We start from the raw sequence: 23,114 nt of genomic DNA, 5'->3' as shown, positions 1-23,114 counted from the left end.
CAGGAGAAGATCGATCGTGACAGTCGACCGGCTGCTTCCCGACCAGGACGCCAGGGACCTCATCGAGCTGACCCGCGAGATCGCCGACAAGGAGCTGGCGCGCCGGGTCGACGAGCATGAGCGGGCCGAGACGTATCCGGACGGGCTGTTCGCCACGCTGGGCGCGGCGGGGCTGCTCGGGCTGCCGTATCCGGAGGAGTTCGGCGGGGGCGCGCAGCCGTACGAGGTTTACCTGCAGGTGATCGAGGAGCTGGCGATGCGCTGGGCGGCCGTCGCGGTGGCGACCAGCGTGCACACGCTCGCCTGCTACCCGGTGGCCGCGCACGGCACGGCGGAGCAGCGCGCGCGGTGGCTGCCCGACATGCTGGCCGGCCGGCTGATCGGCGGCTACAGCCTGTCGGAACCGCAGGCCGGGTCCGACGCCGGTGCCCTCACCTGCCGGGCGGAGCGGGTGGCGGACGGCTACCGGATCACCGGCAGCAAGGCGTGGATCACGCATGGCGGCATCGCCGACTTCTACGCCCTGTTCGCCCGCACGGGCGAGGGCTCGCGCGGGGTCTCCTGCTTCCTGGCGCCGGGGGCCGCCGAGGGGCTGACGTTCGGGCGGCCCGAGGAGAAGATGGGGCTGCACGCCGTACCGACGACCAGCGCCCACTGGGACGGCGCGCTCCTGGAGCCCGACCGGCTGATCGGCGAGGAGGGCCAGGGGTTGCAGATCGCGTTCGGCGCCCTCGACTCCGGCCGCCTCGGCATCGCCGCCTGCGCCACCGGCCTCGCCCAGGCCGCCCTCGACGAGGCCGTCCGCTACGCCAAGGAGCGGCAGACGTTCGGCAAGCGCATCATCGACCACCAGGGCCTCGGCTTCCTCCTCGCGGACATGGCCGCCGGCGTCGACAGCGCCCGCGCCACCTACCTCGACGCCGCCCGCCGCCGCGACGCCGGCCTCCCGTACAGCCGCCAGGCAAGCATCGCCAAGCTGGTGGCCACGGACGCGGCAATGAAGGTCACCACGGACGCGGTGCAGGTGTTCGGCGGGTACGGGTACACCCGCGAGTTCCGAGTCGAGCGCTACATGCGCGAGGCCAAAATCATGCAGATCTTCGAGGGCACCAACCAGATCCAGCGCCTGGTCATCAGTCGTCATCTGGCCAAGTAGCTCCTGACATGCGGAAACCCCGCTTCCCTGTGCTGGGAGGCGGGGTCCTTTGTGTGGGGATGGGGCTTCCGATGATCGCCGTTAGCCTTCGTTGGTGAGCTTCGGCAACTTTGCCCGTAGGGTACGTGACCCTGCCCTGCCCTACCGATGGCGGGTGTCAGCGTTCCGGTCCTGCGTGCAGTTGTATCGGCCACTCGGATTCGAGGCAACGCTGAGTTTCCTTGAGTCCCGGGCCGGAAGGTTTCTACGCGATGAGGCGGCCCTGCTTCGTGCTCTGGATGTTATCGAGGCCAGCCGTGCTGCCCGGCAGGTTGAGCTCCAGGTCTATGCAACAAGGCGCCGGGAGGCCAAAGTGCGAGGCCGGCGATCTCCGCGCGCAGAGGAGGCAAATCCGAACCTTCAGGCTCGCTGGTACTGGTATGGAGCTCCCCGGGAAGCTGCGGTGCACGCGTTGTGGTTCTGGCGCCGTCAGCGCTTACCTTTTCTGCTGCCCTCCGCAGACCCGGTTCTCCTGGAGATCAGCGGATGCGTCAGCGAGTGCTTGGATTCCGGCGCCGTCCTCACAGAAGCGCAGCGTGCATTCCTCGGTACCCGAGTGAGCGAGCTTGAACAACGTCTGGGCTCGCGGGATCTCCTGCTGGTCGTTCGGCATATCGAGGTGGCATTGGGTCTGCGATAGCTGAAAACCGTCGTCGCCGGCCAAGGCCGTGACGATCGCTGACTTCGGTTCTCGCCCACCGGGGCTGGGGCGATCGCGACGTCCCACACACCGGCACATCTGCGCCACCGTACACACGCACCTGACCACCGTTCCGATCAACCGAGCAGGGGGGAATTGCGCCGCCTGATAGCGGACGGTCGTGCTGGTCGCCGAGGAAGCTATCTCCGCATGAACGGGGCGTCGTACACAGGCGGTCGGCCGTTCATCAACTCGGTCAGGTCCTCATCAGTAAGGGCAAGCTCGTACGCGTTGCCTGCATGCCGCGGATCCCAGCCGTGACCGAGCGCCATGCGTATGGTCGCCGTCACAAGGGCCGGCCATATGGCCATCGCCCGTTCTCCCCACCACGCGTCCGGCCGTGAGCAGGGAAGCGACACCAGCAGGACGCGACCTGACGCGCCGGCCAGTTCCACCGCGAACGTCATCGGGCCCCAACTGTTCCCCTGGGTACGTGGGCTTACGACGGACGCGCCAGCGGAATACGGTGCCGTCGACGGTGATGAGCCGCGAGCCCTTCTTCGGGATCGCCATGAGCAACCTCCTGCCCTGTTCCGTCGTTGTTCCGTGGGATGGCCGAGAACAGCGAGAAAACGACGAGAGCCAGCCGCAACCGTAACTTCTGGTCAGGCTCCTGATCGACTGGTTTTCTCAGGTGTACACGGAGGGGATCGGAAGCCCGCGCCAGGGCTTTCACGCGCGAGCTGAGCCGCATAAGTGCCATGCAAGGGCTCCTCGGCGACCTGCGCCTGAATCGGGCAGCGGTGAGGCTGGAGTGCCTATCCCTGCAACCCTGGAGAGCTGTCTTTCTCAAGAAATTCGAGTGCGCCATGAGTGCGGCCGGTGTTGCATGAATCAGATGATCGACCAACCGCTGGAACGACTTCGCGCCGCCGTACGGCGTACCCGTGAACTGGCCCTCAACCGGGCGGGCACCGGCCTGGGCCACCAGGACGCCGACGACGACGTCGGTACGATCGGCACGGACGGCGCCCTCGGGTTCGACCCGTTCCCGCTGCTCGAAGCCCTCCATCGCAACGGCGTCCGAGTCGCGGTGATCGGGCAGGTCGCCGGCATCATGCATGGATCCACCGAACTGACCGGCGATCTGGACCTGCTCTGGGACGGCGCCCCGGCTAACGCCCCGGCTCTGGCGGCCGCCTTCACCTCCGTCAACGCCCAGCTCACCGACGAAACAGGCAACCCCTTAGCAACTCACCCGGATTCCTTTCTCCGCCCCAAGGTGCAGTTCACCTCACCCGGAGCCGGCGGCGACTGCTGCACCCCGGCGCTCCCCTGGGGCGACCTTCACGTCCGGGAAATCCTCGACCGGACGATCGTCGCGGTCGACCCGGGCGGCCTGGAAGTTCGCTACGTCTCCCGGCAAGACCTGATCCGGATGCGCCGCGCCCTGGGCCGCCCCAAGGACCTCCGGCGAGCAGACGAACTGGACTTCGTCCGCCCCTGACCCCCGAGGTTCACCGCCCACTGACATGCCTGCCGGAGATCGGCAGGCACTCACTGATCACGGCGTCGTTCGCGCAAGCTCCTCAAGCTGCCGGACGACCTCGTCGATCGGCGCGGAAGCGTCGATCTCGACAGTGGAGGTGGCCCTGAGCAGCGGCTCCACGCTGGCCAGGTCGCGCAAGACGGCTTCACGTTCCTCGGGGCGCTTGCCGAAGGGGTTGTTGGTTCGCGTCGCGATGCGGGCAAGCATGATCTCAGCGGGAGCGCTGAGCAGTACGACGTGGTCGAATTGCGGGTAGAACCGGCCCTGATTGGACTTGCAGCCGGCCACGAAGAGGGCGCCCTCATGGTGGTTGGCGAGAAGGTCGCTGATGGCCTGCTCCCGCCACACCCAATCAGTGGATCCGTCCGGCAGGGTCACCCAGTGGCTCCACTGGTCGGTGTCAGTGTCGACGGCGCGATGGCCCCGGGCCGCCAGCATCTCTGACGCGGTGGACTTGCCGGTCCCCGACATCCCCGTGACCAAGACCTTCGCCATCAGCCGAGGCTACCGGACAGCCCTGATCTCAGTCGGCTTCATCTCCCCGACATCGGCGATGCGCCGGCTTCCGGCCATGGACTTCCTCTGTCGGCCACCGCCGAATAAGTACCGTGTGGACGGCGCACGTGACGTGCACGCGGTCGTACGACGCCCCGTCCGCGCACCCCAGCGCGCCGTCACCGACGAGCAGGCGCACCGGCACGCTCGTCACGGCCAGGTTCTTCGCCGCCTGCTCGGCGACCGCGGCGTCCACTTCGATCGACGTCACCGCGCCGTCCTCGCCCGCCAGGTGGGACAGCAGCGCGGCAGTCCAGCCGGTGCCCGTCCCCACCTCCTGGACGCGGTGCCCCCGGCTGAGGGTCGAGCAGGGTGAGTAGGTCGACGACGGTCCCTTGTGCGGAGTTGGAGGAGGTGTAACGCCCGTACATCTCGCGGATGCCGGTCGCGCCGCAGTCGAGCTGCGTGACGATGGCGTCCGGCCCGTACACCGTGGCCCACCACCAGGCCGGGTCGGCGTCCTGGTCGATCAGGCGGGGGCCGTCCTTGGCGAGGGCCATGCCGACGGGAGGCACGAACAGGTGCCGTGGCACGGCCCGGAGCGCGGCCGAGGCTGTGGGCTTCCGGGCAGGGGTGACGTATCCGGGGGGCTGTGTCACACTGAAACTGTTATAGAACTCTCTCTAGGATTATAGAACGGGAGTGAACATGCAGACGCGAGACGTGCTGGCCTGGCGGGCCTCGGTCGCCGGGTCCGGGGTGATGGGGGAGCCCGCCGCCCGGGGCAGGTTCGGTGAGTACGGTGGGCGTTACGTGCCGGAGTCGCTGGCCGAGGCGTGCCGGGAGGTGGACGAGGCGTTCCGGGGGGCCTGGGCGGATCCGGGGTTCCGGGGTGCCCTGACGAGGCTGCTCGCCGTACACGTCGGGCGGCCCACCCCGCTCACGCCCGCCTGGCGGTTGTCCGGGGAGCTGGGCGTGCAGCTTTACCTCAAGCGCGAGGACCTCACCCACACCGGGTCACACAAGATCAACAATGCGCTGGGCCAGGCGCTGCTGGCCACGCGGATGGGGCGGCGCAGGCTGATCGCCGAGACTGGGGCCGGCATGCACGGGGTCGCCACCGCCACGGCCGCCGCGCTGCTCGGCCTGGAGGCCACGGTCTTCATGGGCGAGCGCGACATGGAGCGGCAGTCGCTCAACGTCTTCCGGATGCGCCTGCTGGGCGCCGAGGTGGTGCCGGTGACCTCCGGCAGCCGTACGCTCAAGGACGCCACCAGCGAGGCCATGCGGCACTGGGTGGGGACGACCGACGACTCGCACTACTGTGTCGGCTCGGTCGTCGGGCCTGACCCGTACCCGTGGATGGTCCGGGAGTTCCAGCGGGTCATCGGCGAGGAGGCGCGCGTCCAGTGCGCCGCCGAGCTCGTGACCGGCGTGCCCGACCACGTCGTCGCGTGCGTCGGCGGGGGGTCCAACGCGGCGGGCACGTTCGCGGGGTTCGTGGACACCCCGGCGCGGTTCGTCGGTGTCGAGGCGGCGGGGGGCGCGGGGGCGAGCGGCGGCCGGCTCGGCGTCCTGCACGGGTTCCGCTCGCTGTTCCTGCAGGACGACGAGGGCCAGATCATCGAGGCGGACTCCATCGCCGCCGGGCTCGACTACCCGGGCGTCGGCCCGGAGCACGCCCACCTGCGCGACCTGGGCCGGGCCCGCTACGTCACGGTGACCGACGACGAGGTGCTCGGCGCGACGGCACGGCTGGCGCGCACCGAGGGCATCCTGCCGGCGCTGGAGTCGGCGCACGCCCTCGCCTGGGTGATCCGCGCGGCGGGGAGCGGCGAGTTGCCCGCCGGCTCGACGGTCCTGCTGACGCTGTCCGGGCGCGGTGACAAGGACGTCTCGACCTTGAAGGAGCTGCTATGACGAACTCCCTCTCCAATGCCGCCCTGGACCAGGGCTCGGTCGAGCGGCAGTTGCGGGCCCGCCGCGACGGCGGGCGACGGCTGCTCATGCCGTACGTCACCGGAGGGATCACGCCGGACTGGACCGCGTACCTGCGGGCGTTCGCCGCCGCCGGCGCGGACGCGATCGAGGTCGGCCTGCCGTTCTCCGACCCCACCCTCGACGGCGCCACCATCCAGGAGGCCACCGACGCGGCGCTGGCCCGGGGCGCGACCACCCGGCAGATCCTCGCCGACCTGGCCGAGCTGCCCGACCTGGGCATTCCGCTGGTCGCCAGCACCTACTACAACCTGGTGCTGCACGACGGCCCCGAGGCGTTCTGCGCGGCGTTGCGCCGGGCGGGCGTCGCCGGACTGATCGTGCCCGACCTGCCGCTGCACGAGGCGGACGAGCTGACCGGCGTGGCCGCCGCGGCGGGAATCGAGCTGGCCCTGCTGGCCTCGCCGACCACGCCGGAGCCGCGGCTGGCCGAGATCGGGCGCCGCAGCCGCGGGTTCGTCTATGCCGTGTCCATCATGGGCACCACCGGCGAGCGAGCCGACCTCGCCGCCTCGGCGACGGAGCTGACGCGGCGGATCAAGCTCGGCACCGACCGGCCGGTGTTGCTAGGATTTGGCATTTCCACGCCGGAGCAGGCGCGGGAGGCCGGCCGGCACGCCGACGGAGTGGTCGTCGGCGCCGCGGTCATGCGGCGGGTGCTCGACGGGGCTGGGCCGGACGACCTGCGGGCCTTCCTCGCGACCCTGCGAAGGGCCCTCGACCAGGAGTGACCGACCACGATGACCTCGGACGCCGGGCACGAGGCGAGATACCGCGCCATCGCCGCCGACCTCGCCGCGAAGATCCGGTCGGGACATTACTCCCCTGGAGAGGCGCTGCCCCCGCAGCGGGAGCTGAGCGCCTCCTACGGGGTGACCCTCATGACGCTGCGCCAGGCGTTGCGGGAGCTGAGCGGCGAAGGGCTGATCGTGCAGCAGCCCGGCAAGGGCACCTTCGTCGCCCCGGCCCACCTGGCCTACCAGCTCGGCGCGCTGCGCAGCCTGGTCGACGACCTGCGGCGGCAGGGCCATGACGTGCGGACCGTGGTGGCCGGGCGGGCCGTGCGCCGGGCCCCGGCCCGGATCGCCGCGGAGCTGCGGCTGCGTCCCGGCGACACCGCGCTGCGGCTGGAGCGGGTCCGCGAGTTCGGCGGGAGGCCCGCGATCCACCAGGTGTCCTGGGTCCGCCGGCCGGTGGCCGACGAGATCCGCGACCGCGACTTCGCCGACGTCTCGCTCTACGCGGCCCTCGCCGACGCGGGGGTGACGGTCGCCCGCGCCTCCGAGGTCGTACGGCCCGGCCTGCTCGACCCCGCCGCCGCCCGCCACCTCCAGGAGCCCGCCGGCAGCCCGGTGCTCGTCAGCACCCGGATCACCTACACGCTCGACGCCACGCCCGTGGTGGCCGACCACGCCACCATCCTCGGCACCATGATGGAGATCCGCACCGAACGCGCCGCCACCGGCCTCTCCCTCACCTGGGGCGCCACCAGCTAGAGCGTCGGCCAGGTAGCTCCGACGCGATTCGTGGTGCCTCTTCCTGATCGAGTCTTTGGTCGGGGTCAGGGAGAGGATCCATGATTCATGCGTCCCGGAACCTTCGGCTGAAACCCTGGGGGCTGTTCGCGGAACGATCAAGGCGACGCGCCTGTGCCAGACTGACATTGATGATCTTCCGCACTTGACACCCGATGTTTGCATTTCGTCGACAGCTCGCGGGGAGAGCTTCATGGCAGACGGTAATGTGCTCAGATTCTCCGTCCTCGGCCCCGTGCGGGCCTGGCGAGGAGAGAAAGAGATCGAGTTAGGCGCCTTTCAGCCGCGGTGTGTGCTCGCCGTTCTGCTGCTGCGACGGGAGCGCGCCGTGAGCCGCGATGAAATCATCACCGCCGTGTGGGGGGATCGCACGCCCAGGCGAGCGGCCGCCGCGGTGCACACGTACATCTCCGGCTTGCGGCGGGTGCTGGACCACAAGACCAGCAAGATCATCTGTTTGGGACGAACCGGCTACCAACTCGCACCGGGAGCGTATGACCTCGATCTCGACGCATTCCACGCGGACGTGGCCACCGCTCGCCGCGCACGGGCACATGGCAACCTCGATGCCGCTGCCACCCGCTTCACCCGGGCGCTGGCGCGCTGGCACGGCGAGGCGCTCAGCGGACTGAGCGGGCCGTTCGCGGAAACGGAACGCGCCTTGCTCGCAGAGATGCACCTGTCGGTGCTGGAGGAGTGTTTCGACGCCCAACTCAAGCTAGGCCGCCCCGAACCGCTTGAGCGGCTGTCCCGCCTCGTGACCGAGCACCCGTTTCGGGAGCGTTTCCGGGAACAACTCATGATGGCGCTCCACCTCGACGGCCGGCAGAGTGCGGCCATCGAGGTGTTCCACGAGACTCGGCTGCTCCTGGACGAGGAACTCGGCGTTGAGCCCGGTCCATCGCTACGGCGATTGTACGAGCGCATTCTGGCGAATACTCCTGTAACCGAGGAGCTGAGGCCGGTCACGGTGCCGGTGCAATTGCCGGCGGACGTCGCCGACTTCACCGGCCGGGCGCAGTATGTCGCGCAAATCCAGCGAATACTTGGCGAATTCGGCGCAGGGCGCGGGACCGCCCCACCCGTTTGCGTCATCGCTGGTGCCGGAGGCGTGGGCAAGACGACCCTGGCGGTCCATGTGGCCCACCTGATGCGCCGGAACTATCCGGATGGGCTGCTCCATGTCGATCTTCAGGGCGCGACGGCGAACCCGATGCCCCCCATCGAAGTCCTGGCTCGTTTCCTTCGAGCCCTCGGCGTCGCCGACAGGGATCTCCCCCGCTCGGAATCCGAGCGAGCCGCGATGTATCGGACGCTGGTGTCGGGCCGACGGCTGCTCGTCATCTTGGACAACGCCCGGGACGTGCGCCAGGTGCTGCCGCTGCTGCCGGGCGATCCTGAGAACGCCACCCTGCTCACCAGCCGGGATCCCCTGGTCACGCTCCCTGGCGCCCACCGGGTGAATCTCGACGTGTTCAGCGCGTCCGAGTCCGCCACGTTTCTCACCCGCATCACCGGCACCCGTGAGACCCACGGTACGGCGCAGGTCGCTCGATACTGCGGACATCTGCCTCTGGCGCTCCGTATCGCGGGCGCCCGCGCTCACCTGGTTGGACAGACCCTCACGGTTTACGCGGATCGTCTCCGTGACCAGCACCAACGGCTGGCCGAGTTGGAGGTCGCCGATCTCTCGCTCAGGGCCAGCTTCGGGCTGAGTTACCAGCTCCTGCGGGAGCAGGTGGATGAAACCGCCGCGCGCGCGTTCAGACTGCTGGGGTTGATCGACGCGCACGAGGTGACGCTCGGCGTGATCGCCCGGGCGGCGGACGCATCCGCGGAGGAGGCCGAGGAGGTCGTGGCAGGACTCACCAGGCTCCAGTTCCTCGTCCGGTCCGGACCGGGCCGCTATCGCATGCACGATCTCATCCGGCTGTACGCCGCGGAGCGTGCCAGGGAGGAGGAGCCGGAACGGCAGCAGCGGTCGGCGACGATCCGGGTGCTGCGTTGGTACGTCGCGGCCGCCCAGTGCGCCGCCCGGCTGATCCAACCGGAGGACAAGGCGCCGGTGCCCTCGGACGAAATCGCACTGCCGCAGCTTGTGACGCCGGAGGAGGCGATCGCCTGGTTCCGTGCCGAACGGCAGAATCTCCTGGTGGTCGTGCGGCAAGGAGGTGACCTGCCCGAAGCTTGGCCTCTGTCGTGCAGGCTCGTGTCGGCGCTCTACTGGCTGTTCCGGGCGGATGGTCAGTTCGGGGAGTGGGCGGCCGGCGCCGTGCGCGCCCTGCATGCGGCTCGCGCCCACGCGGACTTCGCCGCCATCGCCCAGCTCACCGACCAACTCGCGAATCTACGCCTCCACCAGGGCAATGACGCCGGAAGCGTGCGCTACCTCCATGAGAGCGCCCACGCATATCAGCGGCTCAGGGACATCAGGGGGGAGATCCGCGCGCAGATCAACATCGGGGTGATCCACCATCGCATGGGCAAGCCGGCGAAGGCCGTACGGAGATACGAGATCGCACTGGACCGGGCAGAGAAGGCGGCGTATCCGCGCGCCGCGGCCTATGCCTTGATGAACCTCGCCGCCGCGCACCGTGACCAGGGAGACCATGGAGCCGCCCTTGACAGCGGCACACGAGCGATCTCCCTCCTGCGTGACATCGGCGATCGCGAGGGGGAGGCGGACGCCCTCGACGATCTGGCGAAGACCCACAGATCAGCGGGGCGGCACACCGACGCCGTCGTCGCACACGAAGCCGGCCTCGCGGTGGTGCGCGAGCTTCGGCTCAGGCACAAGGAAGTGGCCCTGCTCTGCGAACTCGGGGACACCTGTCTTCAGGCGGATCGGCCATCGCAGGCCACATCGGCGCTCGAACTGGCGCTGACGATCGCGCGGGAGATCCGGGATCAGTACGGCGAGGGACGCACACTGCTGCGCCTGGGCAAAGCGGCGCAGGCACTCGGGGACGAAGCCGGTGCACGGCGGCAGTGGCAGGCGGCACTCCGCCTGCTGCAGGCAGGCGACACCCCGGAGGTGGCCGAGGTGTGCGCTCTGCTCGACTCTTCGATACGGGCTCGCTGACGAGCGACCGGCGCCATTTCAGAACCTCCTTAGCCGGTAGGTCTAGGCTTCCCAGTCTTCGGTCGCTGGGGGGAGAAGTGCGCTTTCACGTATTGGGACCAGTTTGCATCGCCAACGAGTCGCACACGATTACTTTGGGTGGCGCCAGGTCGAACGCGTTCCTGGTCACCCTTCTGCTCTCAAAGAATCGGCCGGTCTCCTTTGATCGCCTGGCCGAGTCGCTGTGGGACGGTGAACCGCCGGCTTCCGCGAAGGCCAACCTGCGCAGCTACGCCTCCAAACTGCGCCGCATTCTGGGCCCCGGAGACCGCGATCGTCTCAAGGCCCGGGACGGCCGCTACCACCTGCGGGTCGCCGCCGGTGAGATCGATGCGGCCACGTTCGGCGATCTCGCGCGACGGGGCAGTGCCGCCTTGCGACGCGCCGATCTCGACCTCGCGGTCCGCCTGCTCCGGGAGGCACTCGGTCTCTGGCGAGGTCCAGCCGCCCAAGACGTGCCACGGCTGCCCGGCCTGGCACCACATCTGCTCGGTCTGGAAGAGAGCAGGTTGGGCGCCGCGGAAGAACTCATGGAGGCCCTGCTCGCGCAAGGCCAACTGGCCACCGTGGTGTCCGAGGCACGCGCGTTCCTGGCCGACAACCCTTGCCGGGAACGCGCGTGGGCCCTTCTCATGCTCTCGCTCTACCGCGGCGGCGACGTGGCGGGGGCCCTCGGCGCCTTCGCTGATGCTCGGTCCACGTTCGTCAACCGCCTTGGCATGGAGCCGGGGCCGGAGTTGCGCGAGCTTCAGACGGCGATCTTGCACCGCGATTCGGCCGCGGGCCGAAGCCGGCAGGAGCCGCTCACGATGGTCGACGGCTCTTCCTCGTGGACCCTGACTCCCCCGGTCGTGCCGCACCAGCTTCCCCGTGACGTCGCCCGTCTCGTCGGCCGAGAGACGCAGCTTTCGGACCTGCGAACCAGAGTGCTGGCCCACGAGGCGCCGGTGGTCGCCATCCATGGTCCGGCCGGCGTGGGGAAGTCCGCACTGGCCCTGCGGCTGGCGCACGCCGTCAGCGCGAAGTTTCCGGACGGTCACCTCTATTTCGACCTGCGCGGCAACACGATTGATCAGCCACCCACCGACCAGCGTGCGGTGCTGGACGGCGCGTTGCGCGCGCTGACCGGCCGTCCCGGCCAGAGCGGCGATTCGGCCGATGAGTCCGTCGCCCGTTTCCGCTCGCTGCTGGCCGGACGACGCATGCTCCTCGTGATCGACAACGCCGTCGACGTCGGCCAGGTGCGGAGGTTGCTGCCGCCTCAGCCGCACTCCGCGTGCATCGTCACCAGTCGGCGCATGCTCTCGACGCTCGACGGCGCCTACCACTGCGACCTTCAGCCGCTGTCGACCACGATGTCGGTGGACCTGCTCGGCCACGTGGCGGGAAATGAGCGCGTCGTGGCCGAGCCGGACGCCGCTCGTGAGGTGGTCCGGCTGTGTGACCATCTTCCGTTGGCACTCCGCATCGTCGGCGCGCGCCTGGCCACCCGTCCGTCCTGCTCTCTCGAAGACTTCGCGGCACGACTGCGCGACAGTCCGTGCCGGCTCGACGAGTTGGAGTTCGAGGATCTCAGCCTGCGCTCCCGGTTGCTGGCCAGCCTCCGAGCGCTGGAGGACAGCCACAATCCGCTCGACCACCTCGCCGTAGCTGCCTTTGCCCTGGTAGGGAAGGCTCTTCTGAGCGCTGAACGCCCGGCGCGGACGACTGAGGATTCCGGCCTCCTACCGCACCGGGCGCTGGACCGCCTCGTCGATCTACGGTTGCTGGACAGCTCCGGCAGTGACCTCTACCGCATCAGCTCTCTGGTGGCGCTCTTCGCCGCCGAGTGTGGTGCCGGGATCGGCGGCAAGCCGGGCACCGCCTCCCAGCACCGGGCGGGAGGCGGCGAACAGCGGACGCGAGATCAGCAGGGACTGGTGCACGCGGTGCAGTATCTCGTCGCGGTTCCGTCCGAGCAGCAGACCCAGTAGCAGTAACGGTACCGCGAGCCGGCACAGTTCTGGCACTGCGAACCGCAATCCCAGCACGACCGTGCCGCCGCGGTGGTCTGCGGGACCACCAGCCGCAACGCCAGGTCGGCCACCTTTCCGGCGAAACGCATGTTGTTCTCCTTTCCGAAGGCTTGGGCACCAGTGATGCTGTCCGCTCGACGTTGCGGGCCCCGCACACGCGGCGCATACGCTGCCCACCCGTCGGCATGCACGCCATATGCGCCGCCGTATGCCTGGAAAGAGCAGCCTCGTGGCGACGCACGAGAGCAACGGCCATGTCAGGCGAATCGACCTTAGGAGAGCTCATGCCAGTCCTGTTCTCGCTCCTTGCCTTGATAGGCACGCTGACGCTGCTCAACCTCGTCCTGACCATCGGCGTGATCCGCAGACTGCGCGAGCACTCCGGCTTGCTGTCCTCGCGCGGCGACGACACCATGGCCGCGGTGGGGAAGACGATCGCCGCCTTCACCGCGACCACGACGGACGGCGAGCCTGTCAGCAGGGATCTGCTCGCCGATCAGACGCTGGTCGGCTTCTTCTCTCCCACCTGCGGCCCCTGCAAGGAGACCCTGCCCGATTTCGTACGCCACGCGCGGGAGGCGGCCGGTGGGCGTCGGCAGATACTCGCGATCGTCTCTGGGGAGGAGGACGCGGCGGCCGAGATGGTCGTGCAGCTCACCCCGGTCAGCCGAGTGATCGTGGAGCCTCATGGCGGACCGGTGGCCACCGCGTTCGAAGTGCGGGGGTATCCGGCTCTCGCCCTGCTGGACGGCACCGGCACTGTGACGGCGACCGGCCCGATGGTGATGGAGATGGCGGCACGGAGTGTGATGCAGCGTGCGTGACCGTCTGACGGCGCGAGCCATGGTGGCCGACGCCCTGTTCGCGGTCAGGCTAACCTGGCACAGCGCGCGGGGCGCGCTCCTGGTTCCGGTGGCCCTCACTCTCGCCTCGGCCGCCGTTCCCGTCGTGATCGCCTGGCTCACCAAGACCGTGTTGGATCGGATCCTCCTCGCCTCCGACCAGGGCAATGTTCTCGTCCTTGCCTGCGCGATCGCCGTCGCAGGTCTGGTGGCGGCCGTCCTGCCGCACATCACGGAGTTCTTCGACGGGGAACTGGATCGGCGTATCGGCGCCGTCGCGTTCGACAGACTGTACGCGGCTGTCGAACGCTTCATCGGTCTCGGCCGTTTCGAGAACCCGGAGTTCCTCGACCGATTGAGGCTGGCCGATCAGAGCGCGCACAGCATCGGCCGACTGCTCGACGCGGGCCTGAGCGTCGTGCGTGGGGCGCTCATGACCGCAGGCTTCATCGGCGTGCTGTTCTCCGTCAGCCCGGCCATCACGGCGGTCGTACTCATGGCCGTTGTGCCGACGCTGGCGGCCGAGTTGGCGCTCTCCCGGCGTCGTGCGCGGATGACGGTGGAGGTGAGCCCCGCCGAGCGGCGCGAGTTCTTCTACAGCCAGTTGCTCAGCAGTGTGGACGCCGCAAAGGAGATCCGTCTTTTCGGGATCGGCGCTTTCCTGCGCGGGCGCATGCTCCGGGAGCGGCGGGCGGTCGACACCGTCCGCCGCCGCACGGATGGCAGGGAGTTGCTGGTGCAATCCGTCCTCGGCGCGCTCGGCACGCTGATAGCCGGTGGCGGGCTGGTCTGGGCGATCCTCGCGGCCTGGCGTGGCAGCCTCACGGTCGGCGACATCTCGCTCTTCGTGGCCGCCATCGCCGGTGTCCAGGCCGCGCTCGGCGCGATGATCGGCGGAATCGCCCGGGGACACCACGGGCTGCTGCTCTTCGACCATTACTGCGCGGTGGTCAACGCCCCCACCGACCTGCCCGTGCCAGCTTCACCCACGCCCATCGGACCACTACGGGAAGGCATCGAGCTGCGAGACGTGTGGTTCCGCTACAGCGCGGACCACCCGTGGGCACTCCGCGGCGTCAACCTCCGAATCCCGTACGGCCAAGCCGTGGCCCTGGTCGGCCGCAACGGAGCCGGGAAAAGCACACTCGTCAAGCTCTTGTGCCGCTTCTACGACCCCACGCGCGGAGCGATTCTCTGGGACGGCGTGGACATCCGCTCGGTGGCACCGGAGCGGCTCCGCGAGCGTGTGGCCGCCGTGTTCCAGGACTACATGGAATACGACCTGACCGCAGGAGAGAACATCGCCCTCGGCGACATCTCCGCCATCGGGGACCAGGCGCGCATAACGGCCGCGGCCGTCCGGGCGGACGTCCACGAGACTCTCGCCGCGCTGCCGCAGGGATACGAGACCATGCTGTCGCGCATGTTCCTGGACGAGATGGACAAGGCCGACCCGCGATCCGGGGTCGTCCTGTCGGGCGGGCAATGGCAGCGGCTCGCCTTGGCCCGGGCGTTCATCCGTGAACACCGAGACCTGCTGATCCTGGACGAGCCGAGCTCAGGGCTCGACGCCGAGGCGGAATCCGAGATCCATCGCGGTCTCCGCGCCTATGGCGACGGCCGGACCAGTCTGCTGATCTCACATCGCCTCGGTTCGGTGCGCGACGCCGACCTGATCGTGGTCCTCGACGAAGGCGTCATCGTGGAGCGCGGCCCGCACGCCGATCTCATGTCGGCCGCCGGGCAGTACGCCCAGATGTTCTCTCTGCAGGCAATCGACTATCAACCCCATTGAGAGGGTCGGATGATCATGATTATCGCTGTGGCGGGGTTCATCGCGATCAGCTTTGCCGTGTGGTGGCTGCACAAACATCTGGTCATCGTGACCGTGTGCGGCACCAGCATGTTCCCCACCTACAGAGACGGCGACCGACTGCTGGTGCGTCGCATCTCGCCAGGGCGCGTACGCCGAGGCCACGTCGTCGTGCTGGCCAACGACATGATCGGCGTCGCCCAGCCGCCGTACGTCATCAAGCGGGTGCTGGCGGTGCCCGGCGATCCGGTGCCGAAGGCGGCCATCCCGTCATTGAGATCCGCGCGCGACGTCGTCGTGCCCGAGGGACGACTCGTCCTCGTGGGCGACAACCGAGCACACAGCCGCGACTCCCGGCAATCCGGGTATTTCGCCAGCGAGAGTCTGCTCGGCGTGGCCGTGACCCGACTGCCGCACGCCACCTCTGCCGAGAATGCTCCTCCGGCTGTCAGGATGGTGGAAACCCCCAAGGCCGGCATGCAGCCGGTGCACCTCGTCGAGCGATACCCCCGCCCGCGGAGCTGACCGTGCAGTACCTCGTCCTGGGCGCCGAGTTCCTCATCGGAACGGTCTTCGTCGCCGCCGTCATGTCCAAGCTGGTCGCCTTCCACGCGTTCGATCAGTCGCTTCGTGAGATGCGCGTGCTGCCCGCTCGGTGGGCGTACCCGGTCTCCCTGGCTGTCGTCGCGGCCGAATGCGCCGTCTTTCTGTGCCTGGCCGTCCCGGTGGCCGCACCAGCCGGATTCGCTCTCGCGTGCTTCCTGATGGGAGCGTTCAGCCTCGCCATCCTGATGGCACTGCGGCGCCGGCGGCAGGTTCCGTGCAGGTGTTTCGGCTCGTCCACAACACCGCTGGGCATGGCACATGTGATCCGCAACGGGGTACTCGCCGTCGTCGCCGCGACCGGTCTCCTCCTGTCTGACCGTGACACAACGGGGGAAGCCGCAGCGATACTGGTCACGGCGATCACAGGGACCCTTCTCGGCATCACAGCCGCACGACTGGATGATGTGATCAAACTGTTCCAGCCGGTATCAGCCGGTCGAGAATGATGGCACCCGCAAGAACCCGTACGACCTACGTCACACCGCCGCCGGTCCCCCGGACGGGCCCGCCGAGCTCACCCGGCTGTTCACCGCGCCGGTGTAGGGCGGGAGGTTGAAGCCGGTGCGGATCGTCTGCTGCACCGTGACCTTGTCGGCACGGGCGTCGATCGTCCGCACGTACTCCTTCCGCCTGAACAGCTCCACCACCGGGTCGATCTTGCCGTAGTACTCGCGGAGCCGCCGGTCCAGGGCGTCCGGCGTGTCGTCCTGGCGGGTGACCAGCTCGCCGCCGCACACGTCGCAGCGCCCCTCCACCTCCGGCCGGTGGGCGATCAGGTTGTAGTCCATGCCGCAGCGCGAGCAGAGCCGCCGGGCCAGGACGCGACGCCGGACCTCCTCGTCGGGCAGGTCCAGGTGGATCACCCCGTCGAGGTCGTAGCTCTCCAGGAAGAACTCCGCCTGCGGCCGGTTGCGGGGGAAGCCGTCGATGATGAATCCGAAGTTCCAGTCGTGCAACTGGAGGCGGTCCCTGACGACGTCCGCCACCAGGTCGTCGCCGACCAGCTCCCCCGCCGCGACCAGGCGCCGAACCTGGGCGCCGATCTTGGTGTGGTTCTTGACGTGCCAGCGGAAGATGTCTCCCACGCTGATGTGCACCAGGTCGAGGTCGGCGGCGAGCATCGCGCTCTGCGTGCCCTTGCCGCTCCCCTGTACGCCCATGATCACGTATTTCCGCATGTCGCACTTCCCAGGGGTCAAGTAATCTGCCGAGCCACCCTCCCATCCTGGACTCCCGGACGCGAAGTAAACCGGCCGGCGCGGCACGCGGAACAGGGGCAGGGCAAAGGCCCGGCCAACGGCCACGCCCGGCTCCCGATGTTTTACCTGCGCACTTGGCCAACTCCCGGCGAGGTCAGGTGCCGCCGGGGGAGGGTGGATTCATGCGTCTGCCGACCGTGTTCCTGTCCGCCCTCCTCCTCGTCCCTGCCCTCACCGCCCCCGCGGAGGCCGCGAGCGGGCGCCGGCCCGCCCCGAAGCCGGACGTCGCCTTCCAACGGGCCGACTTCCGCACCGGCGCGTACGAGGGCACGACGTCCGGTGCCGGGCTGTCGTTCGGCGCGGCGGCCGGTGCCGGGCTGTCGTTCGGCACGGCCGCCGGCACCGTCGCCCACACCGACGCCCTCGGCACCAAGACCTGGGAGTACGCCCGCTGGACCGGCCCCGAGCAGAAGATCGGCTTCCCGGCGACCGAGCTGATCGCCTCCTGGACGGCGGACGTGCCGCCGCGGAGCTGGCTGCAGGTCGAGGCCCGGGTCAGGAACGCCGAGGGCCTCACCAAGTGGTATTCGCTCGGCCGCTGGTCCTACGCCGAGGGCGACATCCGCCGCACGTCGGTGCCCGGGCAGCGGGACGCGGACGCCGACGTCGCCGTGGACACGCTGGTCGCGGCGGCCGGCAAGCCCATGACCGGCTACCAGCTGCGCCTCACCCTCTACCGCGCGCCGGGCTCCGGAGTGCGGCCGCGGGTCCGTACGGCCGGGGTGATGACCTCCAACGTGCCCGCGCGCAAGACCGTCCCGGTCAGCCCCAGCGGCGGCGCCTGGGGCACGGAGCTGGCCGTGCCGCGCCGCTCGCAGAACGTCCACCAGGGCCACTACCCGGAGTGGAACGGCGGCGGCGAGGCCTGGTGCAGCCCCACCTCGACCACCATGATCCTGGGCTACTGGGGCAGGTGGCCGAGCGCCCAGGACACCGCCTGGGTGGCGTCCTCGGATCCGAACCCCGAGGTGGATCACGCCGCCCGCTACACCTACGACCACGCCTACAAGGGGACGGGCAACTGGGTGTTCAACATCGCCTACGCGGGCCGGTACGGCATGGACGGATTCGTCACCCGGCTGCGCTCGCTGACCGAGCTGGAACGCCTGATCAAGGCGGGCATCCCGGTCATCACGTCGCAGTCGTTCAAGAAGGGCGAGCTGCCCGGCGCCGGTTACGGCACCGAGGGCCACCTGATGGCGGTCGTCGGCTTCACCCCCACCGGCGACGTGATCGCCAACGATCCCGCCTCGCCCCGCAACTCCGCCGTGCGCCGCGTCTATCCCCGGGCGGCCTTCGAGAACGTGTGGCTGCGCGGTTCCAGCAGCGGCGGTGTCACCTACGTCATCCATCCGCCCGGCCACGACCTGCCCGCCACCACCCCGGGGATGCCCGCCAACTGGTGAGCCACCGGTGGCCTCGACGGCGGGCCGAGACCTGCGTACCCTGACAACCGGGAGCCGCGGGCCCGCCCGCCGCCTTCCCGGGGGCCGCCACCACCGCCGTTGACCTGCCATGCCGTGGAGCGCCGGATGACCGAGGACGAATCTGCGACGCTCGAGACAACCCGGTTCGTGCGGCGAGCCGCATGGAACGGTCCACCGCTGCTGCTGGCCGCCGAGGGCGTCCGGGTGCTGGTGGCCGGAGCGGGGTCACATCGCCCCGGGTCACGGCTGCCGCAGGCGCCCGCCGTGGCCCCGACTGTCGGCGACCTCGGGCGGTGCCTGGTCGAGCGGGCCGGGCTCGACCCCGCCTGCCTGACCGTGCTGCTGGACCCGGCGACGCCGGCCAACCTGGGCGAGGCCCTCGACCGGGCGGCGGCGGAGGCCACGTCGGCGGTGCTGTTCCACTACGTCGGGCACGGTCTGTTCGGCTCGGACGGGGAGCTGCACCTGGCCACCGGCGCCACCGTGGACCTCGGCCACGGGGTGCCCGGCTACCAGGCGCTGCCCTACAGCGTGGTGCGCGACATCCTGGCGTCCTCGCGGGCGGGGCTCTCCGTCGTGGTGCTGGACTGCTGCTTCATCCCGGGCGTGCCGGGCACCCCGGCGAAGGCGCTGGACCGGGCGCTCGACACGACGTGGCAGGGCTCCTACCTGCTGGCGTCGTCGAGCCGGGACGGGAACACCTGGGCGCTGCCCGGCGTCAGGCACACGGCGCTGAGCGGCGCGCTGGTCAGGCTGCTGAACGAGGGCGACCCGGCCGGGCCGCCGGCGTTCACCCTGGACCATGTCTACCACCGGCTGGCCCGTACGCTGCCCGCCACCGGCTTCCCCCGCCCGCGGCGGGTGGTGAGCGAGCCGGGCGAGCGCCCGGCTTTCGCGGTCAACCCGGCGCACGAGGCTCCGGACACCCGCCAGGGCCCGCCGGTCGGCGCGCCGGGCGACCTGGCCGCCCCCTACCCCGGCCTGGCCGGATACGGGCCCGAGCAGGCCGAGCTGTTCTTCGGCCGGGAGGCCATGACCCGGCTGCTGGTCGCGCGGGTGCAGCAGGCCTTCCCCGGCGACGGCACGCTGCCCGCGGCGGGCACCCGGTCGTTCCGGACGGGCGGGCCGGTGATCGTGACCGGCTCGCCGGGCTGCGGCAAGTCCTCGCTGCTGCGCGCCGGGCTGATCCCGGCGCTGCGGCCCGAGACGTGCGTGCTGCTCGTGCCCGGCGCGGATCCGCTGGGGGCGCTGGCGTCCGCGCTGGCCCCGCTGGGCGACATCGATCCGGTACGCCTGCGCGCGATCATCGAGTCCGACCCCGCCGGGGCGCGGCGGGGGCTTGCCGGCCGGCCGCTGGTCGTGGTGGACCAGTTCGAGGAGGTGTTCACCCGCTGCGCGGAGGAGGAGGTCAGGCGGCGGTTCGTGGCGGCGCTCGGCGAGCTGGCCGCGGCGGCGGCCGTGGTGATCGCCGTGCGCGCCGACTTCTTCGGGCGGTGCGCGGCCTATCCCGGCCTGCTGGAGGCGACGCGGCGGCCCGAGGCCGTGGTGCCGATGACGGAGACCGAGCTGCGCGCGGCGATCGAGGAACCGGCCGCCCGCTCCGGCCTGGCCGTCGAGCCGGGGCTCACCGAGCTGCTGCTGGAGGACCTGCTGGTGGAGGCGGCGGCGCTGGAGCGAGCGGGCGGCCCGCTGCCGCTGCTCTCCCACGCCCTGCTGGCCACCTGGCAGCGGCGGACCGGCGGCATGCTCACCATGACCGGTTACCGGGCGGCCGGCGGCGTCACGAAGGCCCTGGTGACGAGTGCCGAGGACACCGTGCGCAAGCTCGGCGCGGAGTCGGAGCCGGTCGTCCGCGAGCTGCTGGTGCGGCTGGTGGACGTGGACGCGCCGGGCGGCGCCGCCGGGATCGGGGTGCCGGTGGCCGAGTTGCTCCCCCGCCCGCCGTCCATCCACGAGCAGGTGCTGGCGGAGCTCGTGCGGGCGCGGCTGGTCACGGTGGCCGGCGGCGTGGCGGGGATCGCCCACGAAACGCTCATCCGCGCCTGGCCCCGGCTCGCCGGCTGGGCCGGCATCGACCGGGCGGGCCTGCTCGTCCGCCGCCGCCTGGCCGAGGACGCGCAGCTGTGGCAGCAGCAGGGGCAGCCCTCCTCGTTCCTGTACGACGACAGCACGCTGGCGGCGGCCCGGGCGGCGGCCGGGGACGGGCTCGACGAGGCGGAGCGGGAGTTCCTCCGGGCGTCCGCGCGCCGCCGGGGACGGCGCTCGCTGATCGCCCGCGGCACGATCGCCGGGCTCGCGGTGCTGCTCCTCGCGGCGACGGCGGGCGGGGTCGTGGCCCTGCGGCAGGGCAGGGCGGCCGGCGAGCGGGCCACGCAGGCCGCCGGGCAGCGCGACCAGGAGCTTTCCCGCCAGGTCGCCGCCGCCGCCGGCAACGCGCGGGACACGGCGCTGGGCGCCCTGCTCGCCCTGAGCGCCTACCGGATCTCCGCCACCCCACAGGCGCGCGGCGCGCTGCTCGGGAGCATGTCGCGGCCGGTGGGAGCGCGGCTGCTCGGGCACACCGCCTCCGTCGAGCGGGTGGCCTACCGTCCGGACGGCCGCGTCGTGGTCACCGCCTCCGCCGACGGCACCGCCCGCCTGTGGGACGTCACCGACCCACTGCGTCCCCGGGCGCTGGGCGTCGTACGCGGCCACAAGGGCGGCCTGGCCGCGGCGGCGTTCAGCGCGGACGGCCGGGTGCTGGCCACCGCGTCCGCGGACGAGACCGCCCGGTTGTGGGACGTCACCGACACCGCCAGGCCGAAGAGCCTGGCCACGCTCAAGAGCCACACGGAACGGGTGGGCTCCGTCGCGTTCGCGCCCGAGGGAGACCTGCTGGCCACCGCCTCCTCCGACGGCTACGTGCGGTTGTGGAACGTCGCCACCGCGAGCAAGCCCCGGCCCGTCTCCGTCCTGCGCCAGGACGCGGACCCCACCGGCGTGGCCTTCAGCCCGGACGGCCGGATGATCGCGGTCACCTCCGCCACCGGCGGCATCGCGCTGCTCGACGTGGCCGCTCCCGAGCGGCCCCGCAGCCTGGCGGCGCTGGCCGCGCCGGACGGCGCCGTCCGGCGCGTCACGTTCGCCCCCGACGGCCGCTACCTGGCCACCGCGGCCGCCACCGGGGCACTGCACCTGTGGGACATCACCGCGGCCAAGCTCGTCGGCACGGCGAACGCAAGCGGCACAGCGAACACAAGCGGCACGACGGACTCAAGCGGCACGGCGGCCGGTAATGGCACGGCGGGCGGAAGCGGCACGACAAGCGGGAGCGGCGCCGCGAGCGGGAGCGGCGCAGCGGCCGTCGACGTCGCCTTCAGCCCCGACGGCAAGGTCCTGGCGGGCGCCTCCGCCGACGCCACCGTCGGCCTGTGGAACGTGGAGACCCCGAGTGAGCCCGAGCGCATCGGCACCCTGACCGGGTTCGCCGACGCGGTGACGGGGGTGGCCTTCAGCCCGGACGGGCAGCGCCTGGCCACCTCCTCCGCCGACGGCACCGCCCGCCTGTGGAACGTCGCCGACCCCGCCCGGCTGACCCCGCGCGCCCGGCTCGCCGGGCACACCGATCCGGTGAACGGGCTCGCGATCAGCAAGACCACCCTCGCCACCGCCTCGGACGACCGGACGGTCAAGCTCTGGGACGTCTCCGACCCCGCGGTGAGCAGGCCGCTGTCCACGCTGACGGGGCACACCGGGCTCGTCCTGGCGGCGGCGTTCAGTCCCGACGGCCGCCACCTGGCCTCGGCCTCCCTCGACGGCACCGCCCGGCTGTGGAACGTGGCCGAGCCCGCCGGCCCGACGCTGGTGGCGACGCTGTCCGGCCACTCGACGGGGGTGCGCTCGGTCGCGTACGGGCCGGACGGCAAGCTGCTGGCGACGACGGGACGCGACGGCCGCACCTTCCTGTGGAACGTCGCCGACCCCGCCGCCCCGAAACGGGTCGCCACGCCCGGCCCGGCCGACGACCGGTTCGGCACGGCCGCGTTCCGGCCGGACGGGCGCGTCCTCGCGACCGGCTCGGGCACGTCCTCCGTTCGCCTGTGGGACATCTCGAAGCCCGCCAAGCCGCGCCGGCTGGGCGACCTCGACGCCGATCCCGGCGGCCTGCTCGACCTGCGCTTCAGCAGGGACGGCAGGACGCTGGCCACGGCGGCCTCGGACGGCACGGCCCGGCTCTGGGACGTCTCCGCCCCCGAGCGGCCGCGGCGGCTGGCCGTCCTGCCGGGGCACTCCGCGGAGGTGACCGGCGTCGCCTTCAGCACGGACGGCCGCCTGCTCGCCACCGCCTCACGGGACTCGACCATCCGGGTCTGGGACGTCGCCGACCGCGCCCGCCCGGCGCTGTGGGCGGTGCTCACCGGCCGGGAGGCGGCGGGGGACGTGGAGTTCGGCCAGGACGGCACGGTCCTGGCGAGCACGTCCGGCCCGGGCGCCCAGCTCTGGGGTCTGAACGTGGAGCAGGCGAGCGAGAACGTCTGCGAGGCCACCGGCACGGCGATCACCAGAGCCGAGTGGGCCCGGTACATCCCGGGCCGCCCCTACTCAGCCCCCTGCCCGTGAGCTGTCTGTGACCCACCCGG

Annotated in this window: 15 protein-coding genes and 1 pseudogene; 13 read left to right on the top strand and 3 right to left on the bottom strand. The window is 70.9% G+C overall.

Annotation, left to right across the window (positions count from 1 at the left end; genetic code table 11):
* Positions 1–16 precede the first annotated feature (16 nt).
* Together BLS95_RS01400 and BLS95_RS01390 are read left to right on the top strand one after the other, a co-directional pair.
* Complete coding sequence (locus BLS95_RS01400) at positions 17–1,156, top strand: acyl-CoA dehydrogenase family protein (protein ID WP_090928229.1); 1,140 nt, start codon at positions 17–19, stop codon at positions 1,154–1,156.
* 1,577 nt (positions 1,157–2,733) lie between these two features.
* The gene (locus BLS95_RS01390) at positions 2,734–3,342 is read left to right on the top strand and encodes a hypothetical protein (RefSeq protein ID WP_090929095.1); all 609 of its coding nucleotides are present in this window, start codon (positions 2,734–2,736) and stop codon (positions 3,340–3,342) included.
* A gap of 57 nt (positions 3,343–3,399) precedes the next feature.
* Here BLS95_RS01390 and BLS95_RS01385 read toward each other — a convergent pair whose 3' ends face one another.
* Positions 3,400–3,879, bottom strand: a complete 480-nt coding sequence (locus tag BLS95_RS01385) for an AAA family ATPase (RefSeq protein WP_090928225.1) — start codon at positions 3,877–3,879, stop codon at positions 3,400–3,402.
* 28 nt (positions 3,880–3,907) lie between these two features.
* Positions 3,908–4,228, bottom strand: a pseudogene (locus BLS95_RS01380) (protein-L-isoaspartate O-methyltransferase family protein); the annotation flags it as partial.
* Between the two features lie 359 nt (positions 4,229–4,587).
* On the opposite strand from BLS95_RS01380, the gene trpB reads away from it, so the two are divergent.
* From trpB to BLS95_RS01330, 9 genes are all read left to right on the top strand, one after another.
* Positions 4,588–5,799 (top strand): tryptophan synthase subunit beta, encoded by a 1,212-nt coding sequence (gene trpB / locus BLS95_RS01370; protein WP_090929092.1) that lies wholly within the window; start codon positions 4,588–4,590, stop codon positions 5,797–5,799.
* Positions 5,796–6,608 carry a tryptophan synthase subunit alpha gene (gene trpA / locus BLS95_RS01365; protein WP_090928219.1) on the top strand — a complete coding sequence of 271 codons (813 nt, stop codon included), beginning with the start codon at positions 5,796–5,798 and terminating at the stop codon, positions 6,606–6,608. The genes trpB and trpA overlap by 4 nt, the downstream gene beginning before the upstream one ends.
* 9 nt (positions 6,609–6,617) lie before the next feature.
* The gene (locus BLS95_RS01360) at positions 6,618–7,373 is read left to right on the top strand and encodes a GntR family transcriptional regulator (protein WP_090928217.1); all 756 of its coding nucleotides are present in this window, start codon (positions 6,618–6,620) and stop codon (positions 7,371–7,373) included.
* A 232-nt stretch (positions 7,374–7,605) separates the two neighbouring features.
* Positions 7,606–10,494: an AfsR/SARP family transcriptional regulator gene (locus BLS95_RS01355; protein WP_090928215.1), complete on the top strand. Its 2,889-nt coding sequence runs from the start codon at positions 7,606–7,608 to the stop codon at positions 10,492–10,494.
* 77 nt (positions 10,495–10,571) lie between these two features.
* Positions 10,572–12,506, top strand: a complete 1,935-nt coding sequence (locus BLS95_RS01350; RefSeq protein ID WP_143043545.1) for an AfsR/SARP family transcriptional regulator — start codon at positions 10,572–10,574, stop codon at positions 12,504–12,506.
* 326 nt (positions 12,507–12,832) lie between these two features.
* Complete coding sequence (locus BLS95_RS01345) at positions 12,833–13,372, top strand: TlpA family protein disulfide reductase (protein WP_176992972.1); 540 nt, start codon at positions 12,833–12,835, stop codon at positions 13,370–13,372.
* Entirely contained in the window at positions 13,365–15,185 is a 1,821-nt protein-coding gene (locus tag BLS95_RS01340; protein ID WP_245764754.1) for an ABC transporter ATP-binding protein, read from the top strand. The genes BLS95_RS01345 and BLS95_RS01340 overlap by 8 nt, the downstream gene beginning before the upstream one ends.
* A 15-nt stretch (positions 15,186–15,200) precedes the next feature.
* Entirely contained in the window at positions 15,201–15,728 is a 528-nt protein-coding gene (locus tag BLS95_RS01335) for a S26 family signal peptidase (RefSeq protein ID WP_090929089.1), read from the top strand.
* Positions 15,729–15,730: 2 nt separating this feature from the next.
* Positions 15,731–16,255: a MauE/DoxX family redox-associated membrane protein gene (locus BLS95_RS01330; protein WP_090928206.1), complete on the top strand. Its 525-nt coding sequence runs from the start codon at positions 15,731–15,733 to the stop codon at positions 16,253–16,255.
* Positions 16,256–16,285: 30 nt separating this feature from the next.
* Here BLS95_RS01330 and BLS95_RS01325 read toward each other — a convergent pair whose 3' ends face one another.
* Positions 16,286–16,987 carry an adenylate kinase family protein gene (locus BLS95_RS01325; protein ID WP_090928204.1) on the bottom strand — a complete coding sequence of 234 codons (702 nt, stop codon included), beginning with the start codon at positions 16,985–16,987 and terminating at the stop codon, positions 16,286–16,288.
* Positions 16,988–17,190: 203 nt separating this feature from the next.
* Between BLS95_RS01325 and BLS95_RS01320 the strand changes: the two genes are divergently transcribed.
* Together BLS95_RS01320 and BLS95_RS58835 are read left to right on the top strand one after the other, a co-directional pair.
* The gene (locus BLS95_RS01320) at positions 17,191–18,474 is read left to right on the top strand and encodes a C39 family peptidase (RefSeq protein ID WP_090928202.1); all 1,284 of its coding nucleotides are present in this window, start codon (positions 17,191–17,193) and stop codon (positions 18,472–18,474) included.
* A 168-nt stretch (positions 18,475–18,642) separates the two neighbouring features.
* The gene (locus BLS95_RS58835) at positions 18,643–23,094 is read left to right on the top strand and encodes a caspase, EACC1-associated type (RefSeq protein ID WP_176992971.1); all 4,452 of its coding nucleotides are present in this window, start codon (positions 18,643–18,645) and stop codon (positions 23,092–23,094) included.
* Positions 23,095–23,114 lie beyond the last annotated feature (20 nt).

This window comes from Nonomuraea jiangxiensis, assembly GCF_900099965.1.
Classification (GTDB): Bacteria; Actinomycetota; Actinomycetes; order Streptosporangiales; family Streptosporangiaceae; genus Nonomuraea; species Nonomuraea jiangxiensis.
The sequence above is the reverse complement of the archived record's forward strand: the minus strand, read 5'-3'. Positions and strand labels throughout refer to the sequence as shown.

What these genes read in the sequence shown, in the direction of transcription:
- trpB (WP_090929092.1), top strand. Translation starts at nt 4,588, where the DNA reads ATGCAGACGCGAGACGTGCTGGCCTGGCGGGCCTCGGTCGCCGGGTCC.
- BLS95_RS01335 (WP_090929089.1), top strand. Translation starts at nt 15,201, where the DNA reads ATGATTATCGCTGTGGCGGGGTTCATCGCGATCAGCTTTGCCGTGTGG.
- BLS95_RS01345 (WP_176992972.1), top strand. Translation starts at nt 12,833, where the DNA reads ATGCCAGTCCTGTTCTCGCTCCTTGCCTTGATAGGCACGCTGACGCTG.
- BLS95_RS01325 (WP_090928204.1), bottom strand. Translation starts at nt 16,987, where the DNA reads ATGCGGAAATACGTGATCATGGGCGTACAGGGGAGCGGCAAGGGCACG.
- BLS95_RS01390 (WP_090929095.1), top strand. Translation starts at nt 2,734, where the DNA reads ATGATCGACCAACCGCTGGAACGACTTCGCGCCGCCGTACGGCGTACC.
- BLS95_RS01360 (WP_090928217.1), top strand. Translation starts at nt 6,618, where the DNA reads ATGACCTCGGACGCCGGGCACGAGGCGAGATACCGCGCCATCGCCGCC.
- BLS95_RS01320 (WP_090928202.1), top strand. Translation starts at nt 17,191, where the DNA reads ATGCGTCTGCCGACCGTGTTCCTGTCCGCCCTCCTCCTCGTCCCTGCC.
- trpA (WP_090928219.1), top strand. Translation starts at nt 5,796, where the DNA reads ATGACGAACTCCCTCTCCAATGCCGCCCTGGACCAGGGCTCGGTCGAG.
- BLS95_RS01355 (WP_090928215.1), top strand. Translation starts at nt 7,606, where the DNA reads ATGGCAGACGGTAATGTGCTCAGATTCTCCGTCCTCGGCCCCGTGCGG.
- BLS95_RS01385 (WP_090928225.1), bottom strand. Translation starts at nt 3,879, where the DNA reads ATGGCGAAGGTCTTGGTCACGGGGATGTCGGGGACCGGCAAGTCCACC.